Here is an 11,753-nt window from a genome sequence, read left to right as displayed (position 1 = left end):
CAGCCCCTACTGTGTTAAGACTCACTACTCAGGAGTTTAATATGAAAAGCGATATTTTTCGAGATTTTGTATTTGTCTAGGAATTTTTTAAAAGGAATTTCATGAATTCGCATAAGAATGAGTTGTTTTTCAGCTTCGCTAATTTCAGATAACAAAACACATTCTTGGAGGTTTCCTTGAGGTGTTAATACAAGTTTTACTCGAACTTCTCCGGAAAAGGGTAAAACAATATATTTACGAAGTAATTGGCACAACTCTTCTTCTTGAGTTGCTGCTAAAGATGAATGTATAGCTAGCTCCCTGCTTATAGGGAAAGAAATATCAGCAAGTCGTGCATCACTATCATCAAGGTGTTTTGAAAGTGTTTTTGCAAGATCTGCAATGGTTTTGAGTTTGGCGTCCTTCTCGGCTTTTTTCTTTACAGAAGCCTTATCTTCTGTCTGTGATTTCAATATGGATTTTTCTTTTTCTACAGGTTTATTAAGTTTAACATTATTGGTTTTCTTCTTTTCAGAAGGAATTTCAGGATATTTTTGAGGTTGTTCTTGAGGAAAGGGTTGTTTTTTTTCTGTTTTGACTACTTGCTGCTGTGTTGGAGGTTTTGTTGTTGTGCATGTTTTTACAATGGAAAGAGACTCATTCAAAATAACGAACTTTTCTTTGAAAGGTAGAAGCTTAGGTGATTTTTTTTGCACTGGAGAATATGCAAGGAGGGCAATACAGACTCCGTGGAGAAAAGTCGCAAAGAGAATATAAGGAAGTGTCTTTTTCATAATTAGCTTTTTAAAGCTATATGGAGTTCATGAAATCCTGCTGATTCTATCGTGGTTTTTACTTCTTGGTATAATCTAAAAGGTGTATCGCCATCTTGTAATAACAGAGGCACTCTATTTGGGTGCCTCTGATATAAAAGGGTCAGTTGTGTTTTTAATTCCATCAAGGAAAGAACCTGATCATTCAGTGTGATTGTATTATCTGTTAATACTTTTATTGTTGTGGGAAAATCATCGTCTTTCCCAAGAACCTTATGCTCCTTGGTTCCTGGGGCTAAGGCTATAGAATCAAGACGTATTAAGGGCATGGCAATCATAAATGCCATTAAAATAACAAAGACAATGTCAATTAGCGGAGTGAGATTGACATTAGGATCTTCTTCAGTATCTTCAACGATAATACGTTTCATAAATTTGTCTGACGATACTTAACTTCTATAGAATTTAACAGCAAATATGCCGTCTGCTCTATTTCTAGAATTAATCGAGAAGAATGAGCTTTAAGATAATTAAACCCTATCAAAGAAGGAATAGCAACAAATAGGCCTACAATTGTTGTGCCTAACGCTGTTGCCAGCCCTTCCATCATTGCTGTTCCTCCAGCTTGTCCTGAGCTAATATGAGAAAAAGCTACCAGAATACCCCAGACAGTCCCTAAAAGACCTAAAAAGGGCGCTAAGCTGATCGTCGTGGCAGGGATAAAATTGTTTTCGTGCATAATTGCACGGTATTTGGGCATAATCGCTCCTAATAGAGTCTCCAGAGACTGAATGTCTTCAATAGACAACACCGGTCCATGATCAGGAGCTTGCTGACGATTTTTATCGAGAAGTTCTAAAGTTCCTCGTTTAATAGTGAAATATAGATCTGCAAACGGATTTAGCTCCGGATGAATTTCTAAAGATAATGGAGCGTGACGATTCTTTATCAAGAAATCTTTAAGAGATTTTCCTGATTTTAGAAATTTTTTTTGGATAGCAAGCTTTTGATGTAGTACCGTCCAAGTGCATAGGGAAAGAATCAATAGGCTAAAGAATATCCCCTTACCGAAAAGATCGGCTTCTCTGAAGGCCTGGATAATTGGATTATGGGTGAATTGCAACATAGAGTATAAAATTCTTTACATAATGAGGGGATTATACAAAAGACGATCCTATCAAAATTCTAGTATAGAGCCAAGTAGGTTTTGTTAAAGAGATTTACGAAAGCATTTATAAAAATAAAACTATATATAGTGTATAATTATCTACCTGATTTAGAAATAATTGGAGTTATTTTGAATAAAATCAAAAAGCATTTTCAAACTATATTGGTAGCTGTTCTAATTTCTCTACCTGCCTTCACTGCGCATGGTCAGAAATTGCGTGCTGCAGAGCCCGTAGTAGAGGAGAAAGCTTTACCAGGTGCTACTCTAGTTTCTGAGGGGTCTCATGTTCCTAAAGGTGGAATATTCAGATTGGGGATTAAAATATCCGCCCCTAAAGGAAGTCATATTTATTGGAAAAACCCAGGAGAAGTGGGTAGCCCACTAAGAATTAATTGGAATTTACCCAAGGGATTTGTCGTTGAGGAGGAGCATTGGCCTGCTCCAAAGGTTTTCGAAGAAGATGGCACGACATTCTTTGGTTATGATGATAATGCATTTATAGTTGCAGATATCCGTGCCCCCGAAGGAGGTATTGATAACGAATCTATAGTGTTAAAAGCCCACGTGGAATGGTTGGCCTGCGGAGAGAGTTGTGTCCCTGGAAATGTTGATTTAGAGCTATCGTTACCATATCGTGATGGCGTTGCTGCTTTGTATCCTGAAAGATCTATAGAGTTTGCTCAAACTCTACAATCTCGACCACGTTTACTTAAGGATGATCAGACGATCACATTAGGACGCAGTCAGGAAGGAGAGCTTATTTTAAATATTACTGGCAGCCCAAACCGAGCTGAGAAAGCTTGGTTTATCTCAGAGAAGGCTGATAAAATCTTTGCCTATTCTGAAGAAGCTATAAATGAGACTTCTGGGACAGCTTGGAAGCTTAAAGTGAAAACCCTATCGGGAGTTCAGAAGAATCAGGAACTACAAGGTGTTTTATTACTTACAGATAGTGCAGGTCGACAGATTGAGTCTTTTGTTATTCAGGGTCAAATTAGTGATTCTGGACAAACCGCAGAATTCTGGGGTTATATGACAGTTATAGCGATGGCGTTCCTCGGGGGACTTCTTCTTAATATCATGCCTTGTGTTTTGCCTTTAGTGACTCTTAAGGTTTATGGATTGATTAAATCTGCAGGAGAACATCGCTCTTCAGTGATTATCAATGGTCTTTGTTTCACTCTAGGAGTAGTGGGTTGTTTTTGGGGACTGGCGGGAGTCGCTTTTCTTCTAAAAATGTTGGGTCATAACATTGGTTGGGGCTTTCAGCTTCAAGAACCTATGTTTGTAGCTACTTTGATTATTGTATTCTTCCTATTTGCTTTGAGTTCTTTAGGTTTATTTGAAATAGGAACGATGTTTGCTAACCTTGGGGGAAAACTTCAGTCTACAGAGTCGGGAGCTTCTAAGAATAAAGCTGTAGGAGCTGTATTTAATGGAGTATTAGCTACTTTAGTAACAACACCTTGCACGGGACCATTTTTAGGTTCCATACTAGGTTTGGTCATGTCTCTATCATTTATCAAGCAGTTGATGATATTCACATCTATTGGCTTGGGAATGGCTTCACCTTATCTTGTGTTTTCTGTATTTCCTAAGATGTTATCTGTTCTTCCTAAACCTGGAAGTTGGATGAGTACATTTAAGCAGCTTACTGGGTTCATGTTATTAGGAACAGTAACTTGGTTAGCATGGATTTTTGGTTCGGAAACAAGTACTACAGCGTTAATTATTTTGCTTGCTGGATTGTGGCTTGCGGGGTTGGGAGCATGGATTTTAGGAAAATGGGGGACTCCTGTTTCTCCTAAGAAACAGAGAGTATTCGCTTCGACATTATTTTTTGGATTTGTCATGGGAGCCTTGTCATTGAGCTTTATAGCTTCCAGAAATTTCACAGAAGAAACAGAAGCTGTAGTAGCTCAGGGAGAAGGTTCTTGGCAGCCATTTTCTGCAACAAAACTTGCGCAGCTCCGTAAAGAAGGGCAAGCTGTATTTGTCAACTTCACGGCTAAGTGGTGTTTAACCTGTCAGATGAATAAACCTGTATTATATGCAACTACTATACAGGAGATGTTTAAAGAACGCGGGGTAGTTACCCTAGAGGCAGATTGGACACGTAAGGATCCAGGTATTACTGAAGAGCTAGCGCGTTTAGGACGAGCAAGCGTTCCTTCCTATGTTTATTATCCTGCTGATCAGTCGGAACCTATAGTGCTTCCTGAAAAGATTACGCAATCAGTTCTTGAAGATATGGTCTTTTCGAAAAATTAATCTATAAATTTAGATGTTAGACTTTTTAGAGTGTATTTGAATAAATACACTCTTTTTTTTCTTAATTTAAGAAATACTTCTTAAAAGATCGATTCTTTTGAAGATATTTCACTAGGAGATGTATGATTGTACATTTCCTCGCGTCAAGATTTTAAGGAGAAGGGTCATGAATTTAGCTGATGCGCATTTACATCTTTCGGATGAAGCGTTTGTGGAAGATGCTACCGATGTTATTCATCGAGCAAAGGATTCCGGAGTTTCTCTCTTTGTTAATGTAACAACGACTATTGACGAGTTGAATAAGTCTTTTGATTATGCAGAGCGTTTCCCAGAATTGCGTTTTTGTCATGTTGCTGGAACTCCGCCCCAAGATGCCCATACAGATATAGATGAGCATTTTCACTACTTTCAAGGTTTAGCTCAGGCTGGAAAATTATCTGCTATTGGTGAGGTAGGCTTAGATTATTGTTTCGGTGCAGATGATCCATCCAAAGAGCGTCAGAAAGAGGTGCTGAAGAAATATTTGTCTTTAGCTTTAGAATGTGAATTACCTTTAGTTGTACATTGTCGTGGTGCTTTTAATGATTTTTTCCACATGATAGATCAATATTATCATCATGATGAACGTTCCTGTCCTGGGATGCTGCATTGCTTTACAGGTACTTTAGAAGAGGCTAAAGAGCTTTTTTCTCGTGGATGGTATGTCTCTATTAGTGGGATTATTACGTTTAAAAATGCTCAGGATCTACGTTCTGTAGTTGCCCAAATTCCTCTTGACCATTTGTTAATAGAAACAGACGCTCCTTTTCTAGCTCCGACTCCTTATCGTGGTAAAAAAAATGAGCCTGCTTACATAGCATATACGGTTGAGGCTATTGCTAATATTTATGGCATCGACTCTCAAGAGCTTGCAGATATAGCTCGAGGTAATGTTTTACGATTTTTAGAGGGTCGTAAAAAAGGTTAGCCTTATCTCTGATTTGCTAGTAAAAATAGCTTCACATAATTCTATTTAAGCTTTTATGGTTGCTAGAAAAAGAGATTGTGAAATAAAGGCTTACGATGAATGAAAGGGAAGCATGTTCTGAGATGACTCAGAAGCCATGGAAGTACTACACCAGCTTTGTTTTACGTTGTGTTCATTCTTTAGCGGGAGTTGCATTTACGTTGTTTCTTTGTGAGCATATGTTTACGAATATGCTTGCTTCTTCTTATTTTAATGAGGGAAAGGGATTTGTTCAGTTAGTGAGTAAGTTTCATCAGATTCCCGGTCTGAAGGTTATAGAAATCACCTTTTTAGCATTACCCTTTATAACTCATGCTGTCATAGGTATAGTCTATCTTTTCCAGGCCCAGAGTAATTCTGGGAAATCTGACGGCAGCAAACCTGCTTTAATTTATGCGAGAAACATTGCTTATACTTGGCAGAGAAGAACAGCATGGATTTTACTTTTTGGACTTATTTTTCACGTTGTTCAGTTTCGTTTTCTTCGTTATCCTGTTCATGTAGAGCTGCATGGACAAACATACTATGTTGTGGATGTTGATTCCTCTCGTTATTCAGCGATAGTTCGTGGCACCAAAGGATTTTTCACTATAAATTTTTCAGCTCCTCAAACGGGAATTATCCGTTTGGATAAAGAGGATCTAGAGGGTAGCGCTGTTTCTAAATTATCGGGAAATAAGGAATATCTTCTTACGCCCAATGTAGGGACGGCTTTTCTATATATTGTGCGTGATTCTTTGGGGTCCTTATGGATGGCTATTTTCTATACTATACTTGTGATAGCTGCTGCATTTCACGGGTTTAATGGTTTTTGGACATTTTGTTCCCGGTGGGGAGTTGTTATATCTTTACGGTCTCAGGCTCTTTTACGTAATTTGTGTTATTTTGCTATGGTTGTTGTTGCTGCCATGGGCATTAGTGTGATTTGGAATTTGTATAGCGTGGCATAAGATTATGGAAGCACAGGGTTGTAGAGTTATTGTCGTCGGTGGTGGTTTAGCAGGGTTATCGGCGGCCATGAAATTGGCAGATTATGGCATTGTTGTTGATCTTGTATCATTGACAAAAGTGAAAAGATCTCATTCTGTATGTGCTCAGGGAGGAATAAACGCTGCCCTTAATCTTAAACATGAAGAAGCAGATTCTCCCTACATACATGCATACGATACGATTAAAGGTGGTGATTTCTTAGCAGATCAGCCTCCTATTTTAGAAATGTGTTTGGCAGCACCCAGGATTATTCGTATGTTGGATAATTTTGGATGTCCTTTTAATCGCACTCCTAATGGAGAATTAGATGTGCGTAGATTTGGAGGTACTCTATACCACCGTACAGTATTTTGTGGAGCCTCTACGGGGCAGCAGCTTATGTATACCCTAGACGAGCAAGTGCGTCGTCGAGAAAGTCAAGGGAAAGTTAATAAATTTGAAAATCATGAATTTGTAAGATTAATTACTAACAGTTCTGGAAGAACCTGTGGAATTGTATTGATGAATTTATTCAATAATCGCCTAGAAGTTCTTAAAGGGGATGCTGTTATTTTTGCTACAGGTGGCCCTGGAGTTATTTTCAAGATGTCGACAAACTCAACATTTTGTACAGGAGCAGCAAACGGTCGATTATTCTTACAGGGAATGACCTATGCAAATCCAGAGTTTATTCAAATTCATCCTACAGCAATTCCTGGTATTGATAAACTACGGTTAATATCTGAATCTGTTCGTGGTGAAGGTGGGCGTGTTTGGGTCCCTGGAGATGCCTCAAAGACAATTACTTTTCCTGATGGTTCGCAACATCCGTGTGGAGAAACAGGCAAACCTTGGTATTTCTTAGAAGAAATGTATCCTGCTTATGGAAACCTAGTTAGCCGTGATGTAGGTGCTCGAGCTATCTTACAGGTATGTGAAGCAGGATTAGGAATTGACGGACGTATGGAAGTTTTTTTAGACGTTACTCATCTACCAGCCTCTACACGACATAAGCTAGAAGTTGTTTTAGATATCTATAGGAAATTTACTGGAGAAGATCCTGATAAAGTTCCGATGAGAATTTTTCCAGCAGTCCACTATTCCATGGGGGGTGCTTGGGTAGATTGGCCTGCTGCGGATGATTCTGATCGTGATAGTCGTTATCGTCAAATGACAAATATTCCAGGATGTTTTAACTGTGGGGAATCTGATTTTCAATATCATGGAGCGAATCGTTTAGGAGCGAATTCATTATTATCTTGTTTATATGCGGGACTTGTTGCTGGAGAAGAGGCTGCCCGTTTCATAACTGCTTTTGGCTCCTGCCCAACAACTTCTACAGATTTTACCGATGCTCTTCAGCAAGAGAAAGAAGAAAACGCTCTTTTACTTTCAAGAAGTGGAGGTGAGAATATCTTTGTTTTGCATGAAGAGATCGCCAAAGTCATGGTGAGAAATGTTACTGTGAAACGAAATAACAAAGATTTAAGAGATACTCTAGAACAGCTGAAAATATTTAGAGAGAGACTTCAAAAGGTTTCTGTTCATGATTCTTCACAGTTTGCCAATAAGACGTTTCATTTTGTGCGTCAGATGGGCCCTATGATAGAACTAGCATTAGCGATTACAAAAGGAGCGCTATTGCGAGATGAATTTCGGGGTTCTCATTATAAAGAAGAATTTCCTAAGCGTGATGATGTCCATTGGCTAAAGACAACATTAGCGTCGTATTCTCCTGAAGAACCTGAGATTACTTATAAACCCGTAGATACACGCCACGTGCAACCTACATTACGAGATTATACAAAATCTTCGACAGGGAAAATCGAGTTTGCCAACGTTCCTGAAATCATTCGTTTGCCCATATAAATAAAGAGAGGACTATGGATATTCCTGAAACTTTTATATTGAAAATCTATCGGGGGACCCCGGGAAAACAATATTGGGAAAGTTTTGAATTGGTGTTACATCCAGGAGAGAATGTTATTAGTGCTCTTATGGAAATCGAAAAACGTCCTGTAAATACCCTAGGAGAAACAGTGAATCCCGTTGTATGGGAACAAGGATGTTTAGAAGAGGTTTGTGGCTCTTGTTCATTATTAGTAAATGGTACGCCTCGTCAGGCATGTACTGCGCTTATAGAAGAGTACATAAAAGAAACAGGATCTCGAGAGATTGTTTTAGCTCCGTTAACGAAGTTTCCATTAATTCGTGATCTTATTGTTGATCGTTCGATTATGTTTGATAATTTACAAAAGATTCAAGGTTGGGTAGCTGCCGATACAGATGGAGAAAATTGTGGTGTGAAAGTATCACAAGAACAGCAAGAATTAATGTATGCCTTGTCTATGTGTATGACATGTGGATGTTGTACGGAAGCTTGTCCTCAAATTAATGAGCATAATGATTTTATTGGGCCGGCAGCTATTGCTCAGGCACGTTTGTTTAATACTTATCCTGGGGATAAGCAATCTAAAAAACGTTTACGTACCCTTATGGGGAAGAAAGGTATAGAAGGTTGTGGACAAGCACACAACTGTGTGCGTGTATGCCCTAAAAAGCTCCCATTAACAGAAAGTATTTCCGCAATGGGAAGAGAAATTTCCAAATATTCTTTAAAATCTTTATTCCGTTCGATTTTCCAAAGAAAGAAAAAAGATAATGATGAGGATTAGAAGAATCCTTTAGGCATATGACTACGATATCCTGGAGGAGGTGGCATACCATAATCTATAGGATTTGCATAGAGAGTCCAAGGTCTTGAAACAGAAAGCAATTTATCTATATTTTCCAATGGATATCCTTGCAAACCGGCATAGTTAAACTGCCAAAGATCGATTTCTTGAGTTCCTGGATGAAGAATAAATCCAAAATAGCTGTATGCCCAATTGCTATCTCCAAAGAGTAATGGAGCCGGATAGGCGAGATTATGATGGCGCATAGCTGTCGCTAATCTTAAAAAGATGTCTTCTTCAAAATATAATTGCTGATAGCTTTCCATCATCAATCCTTTAAAAAGATGACGAACTTCTCCTGAGGATAATAAGGAGAAATTGGGAATAAATTGTTCTATGAGTTTATTGAACTTTTCATAGGTAATTCGCGAGGAAATTCCCAAATAAGAACAAACATTATCTAAGACTTCTGGAAGTTGTTGATCAGAAGTATAAGGAATATCTTGGACAATTTGATGAGCTAAGCGTCTTTGATATAGGAGGAAGATGTTTCTTGATTTTGGTAGAATTTCTTTTAAAAATCGCGAGGCTTTCTCATAGAGTTCGGGAAGTAATAAAGAGTGGTCGGAGCAGAAATCATGAAAATCATAAGTGAACTTTTCCAGACTATATTTCGTGCAGAATCTTTCTATAAATGTATAGATTCCCTGTTGATTTAATACAGTATCGGCTAGGAAATCTTGATGATTTTTTACCCAAACATCACGTAACCAGGTATAGCTATACCAGTCGTTATTCCATGCTTCACGAAATAAGGGAGACCCTGCAATTATAGAAAACACATGTGTTGGAGAAGAGGCTATTAATGAATGTGAGCCATCTTCTAAATAACTTTTTATTGCTGATGGTAAATCTTTTAAAGCATCCGAGAAGAAAGCAGCTAACTCGTGGGCATTTTCAGGATGCTTTTCGATGTATGTAAGTTCTTCAGAATTTTCAAAGTAATCTTTTAATAAAGTTTCAACTGTTCCTCCGGAAACATATACCCAAGGTGTATGAGAAATCTTGTCCAAATTATTAAGAACAGGCTGGGGTATAGGAAGATTATATCCTTCAAGAATGCGTACTATAGCAGCTTCTTGGAAAGAGTTCTTATGGAGGGAAGAAATAATACGATGGATAAGAGCTGAAGTTTCTTTTTCTAATCCCAAAACTCCGTGTTTTCCTAAAAGCTCTACTTCTGTTGAGGAAAAGAATTCTGATAGAAAACTGATGAATTCATTAATCGAATAGATGGCAGACCATGTGTTCGGATGACTTCTTCCATGAGTAAAAAGAATACGAAATCCTGCGGGAGAATCTGCATAAAGATGAGAGAATTCTTGGATGAAGGCGTCATAAGAACTACGGAAATATTGAGGAATGATCTTCGTGTAAAAGGACAGTAAGAAATTAGGAAGAGCGAAGAGTTTTTTTGCTTTTTCTTGAGCGGTGTCCCAATCGTAGAGAGCTTTATTGAGCTCTTGGCGAAAACGCAAATGATCCATGAGCAAGATTTTATTATCTTGTTCATTTAATGGATTTCTCATGCGACTTTCTATGTATTCAAGCTGAGCACGCGCTTCATTATAGGTCTGTTCACATTGTTGTATAAGATCACGAGTATTATCAACTTCTTCTTCTACAAACGTTTGGATAATATGAGCCAGGCTATCAGGATCATCATGATGCCATCCTAGAGCTACACGAATATGATTTAGAGTTGATGAATCGTTAGAATCGGCAAGGGTTGCTAATGTATATTCCCAGGATTTTAATAGGGGATTTTGCGTATCACCGATAAAGGCAGATTTCGCTTTTTCATATGCAGTGAGATAACTGTAGACTCTTTGTGTTTGCGATAGCTTATGAGAATGCTCAATAGAGAAAAAGACCTGCTCTTTACTGTAGAAGCCTTCTTGAAATAAGATGGAGCGTACAGAGTTCGCTGTAATTTGATAATGATGCAACAGCGTACTTTGAATGACTTCATTAGCTGTTATGATGTCATCGACATGCTGTAATTTATTTAGAAGATATTCGTGAGCCAAAATTTGCTGAACACGAACTTGAGGATTATCTAAAGTATCTACTATACCAGCAGCTTCGAAAGCTCGTTGTAGACCTGGAGATGCTGAAAGTTTTGCTACAGGATCGGGATACAAATCCAATATTCTTAATGGCTTAAATAATTCTCCAATACATCCTGATAGATTTATAGGCACGGAGACTTCTCTTGTACCTATGATTCTTGTAAGTTTGCCTGAAGTCAGTAGATCATCAATATCTTTTATAAAAAGCGTAGGATATTCTTGATGAATGACAATAGCAAAAGCAGTTGCAAAGCAAGAGCCAACATCTTGACGTAGGTAGCAAAACATTGCCGTGAGTGCTGCTTGACGTGCATGAATAGGTGTTAAAGCAACCTCAGGAGGTAAAGCTAAAGTATTGCGAATGAGATCTTGAATGCTTTTATAAGAGGGAACAAAGAGCTTTTTGATTCTTTCTTTAATCTCAGATTCTTGCTTGATAGCTTGAAGCATTTTCAATAGATGTTCTCTAGGTTTAGCTTCATTATGTCTATGAGGGCCTAGAGGATAGAGACATTTTGTTAGATGTTCTATAGCTTTTACGACTTTAGCTATATCGATCTCTCCATTTTCTGCCAGGATATAACGTGCTGCATTTCTTGCTATAGTGAGATTTTTCGCTGCGAGAGGTGATTGTAGAGAGGTCGTCTGATAAGCACGAAATAGATCGTTATCTTCTGAGCAGAAGATCTCTTCTAATTCATTATGCTTTTGCTTAAGAACCAGTGAATCAAAAACAAAAAAATCCAGTCGTGACATAGGAAATACAGAGAAAACTTTGGG

Annotated in this window: 9 protein-coding genes; 5 read left to right on the top strand and 4 right to left on the bottom strand. The window is 38.2% G+C overall.

Annotated features, from left to right (window positions below; genetic code table 11):
• Positions 1–14: 14 nt before the first annotated feature.
• The 3 genes from H9Q19_RS02190 to H9Q19_RS02180 are packed head-to-tail and all read right to left on the bottom strand — an operon-like array spanning position 15 to position 1,878.
• On the bottom strand, positions 15–773 hold the full coding sequence (locus H9Q19_RS02190) for an inclusion-associated protein (protein WP_213241833.1): 759 nt from the start codon (positions 771–773) through the stop codon (positions 15–17).
• Between the two features lie 2 nt (positions 774–775).
• Positions 776–1,183, bottom strand: coding sequence for an ExbD/TolR family protein (locus H9Q19_RS02185; RefSeq protein WP_213241831.1), 408 nt, complete (start codon positions 1,181–1,183; stop codon positions 776–778).
• Complete coding sequence (locus H9Q19_RS02180; protein WP_213241829.1) at positions 1,180–1,878, bottom strand: MotA/TolQ/ExbB proton channel family protein; 699 nt, start codon at positions 1,876–1,878, stop codon at positions 1,180–1,182. The genes H9Q19_RS02185 and H9Q19_RS02180 overlap by 4 nt, the downstream gene beginning before the upstream one ends.
• Before the next feature lie 171 nt (positions 1,879–2,049).
• Here H9Q19_RS02180 and H9Q19_RS02175 point away from each other — a divergent pair, with 171 nt between their 5' ends.
• From H9Q19_RS02175 to sdhB, 5 genes are all read left to right on the top strand, one after another.
• Positions 2,050–4,191 carry a protein-disulfide reductase DsbD family protein gene (locus tag H9Q19_RS02175; RefSeq protein WP_213241827.1) on the top strand — a complete coding sequence of 714 codons (2,142 nt, stop codon included), beginning with the start codon at positions 2,050–2,052 and terminating at the stop codon, positions 4,189–4,191.
• Between the two features lie 166 nt (positions 4,192–4,357).
• On the top strand, positions 4,358–5,158 hold the full coding sequence (locus H9Q19_RS02170) for a TatD family hydrolase (protein WP_213241825.1): 801 nt from the start codon (positions 4,358–4,360) through the stop codon (positions 5,156–5,158).
• Positions 5,159–5,253: 95 nt separating this feature from the next.
• Positions 5,254–6,147, top strand: coding sequence for a succinate dehydrogenase cytochrome b558 subunit (locus H9Q19_RS02165; RefSeq protein WP_213241823.1), 894 nt, complete (start codon positions 5,254–5,256; stop codon positions 6,145–6,147).
• Positions 6,148–6,151: 4 nt separating this feature from the next.
• Complete coding sequence (sdhA, locus tag H9Q19_RS02160; protein WP_213241821.1) at positions 6,152–8,035, top strand: succinate dehydrogenase flavoprotein subunit; 1,884 nt, start codon at positions 6,152–6,154, stop codon at positions 8,033–8,035.
• Positions 8,036–8,049: 14 nt separating this feature from the next.
• Entirely contained in the window at positions 8,050–8,841 is a 792-nt protein-coding gene (gene sdhB / locus H9Q19_RS02155; protein ID WP_213241819.1) for a succinate dehydrogenase iron-sulfur subunit, read from the top strand.
• Here sdhB and H9Q19_RS02150 read toward each other — a convergent pair.
• Positions 8,838–11,729 carry a hypothetical protein gene (locus H9Q19_RS02150; protein WP_213241817.1) on the bottom strand — a complete coding sequence of 964 codons (2,892 nt, stop codon included), beginning with the start codon at positions 11,727–11,729 and terminating at the stop codon, positions 8,838–8,840. The two genes, sdhB and H9Q19_RS02150, sit on opposite strands and share 4 nt — an antisense overlap.
• Positions 11,730–11,753 lie beyond the last annotated feature (24 nt).

The organism is Chlamydia crocodili (genome assembly GCF_018343815.1).
GTDB lineage: Bacteria > Chlamydiota > Chlamydiia > Chlamydiales > Chlamydiaceae > Chlamydia > Chlamydia crocodili.
The sequence above is the reverse complement of the archived record's forward strand: the minus strand, read 5'-3'. Positions and strand labels throughout refer to the sequence as shown.

Bases quoted from the DNA above. Each gene is read 5' to 3' on its own strand.
- sdhA (WP_213241821.1), top strand. From the start codon at position 6,152: ATGGAAGCACAGGGTTGTAGAGTTATTGTCGTCGGTGGTGGTTTAGCA.
- H9Q19_RS02165 (WP_213241823.1), top strand. From the start codon at position 5,254: ATGAATGAAAGGGAAGCATGTTCTGAGATGACTCAGAAGCCATGGAAG.
- H9Q19_RS02190 (WP_213241833.1), bottom strand. From the start codon at position 773: ATGAAAAAGACACTTCCTTATATTCTCTTTGCGACTTTTCTCCACGGA.
- H9Q19_RS02185 (WP_213241831.1), bottom strand. From the start codon at position 1,183: ATGAAACGTATTATCGTTGAAGATACTGAAGAAGATCCTAATGTCAAT.
- H9Q19_RS02170 (WP_213241825.1), top strand. From the start codon at position 4,358: ATGAATTTAGCTGATGCGCATTTACATCTTTCGGATGAAGCGTTTGTG.
- sdhB (WP_213241819.1), top strand. From the start codon at position 8,050: ATGGATATTCCTGAAACTTTTATATTGAAAATCTATCGGGGGACCCCG.
- H9Q19_RS02150 (WP_213241817.1), bottom strand. From the start codon at position 11,729: ATGTCACGACTGGATTTTTTTGTTTTTGATTCACTGGTTCTTAAGCAA.
- H9Q19_RS02180 (WP_213241829.1), bottom strand. From the start codon at position 1,878: ATGTTGCAATTCACCCATAATCCAATTATCCAGGCCTTCAGAGAAGCC.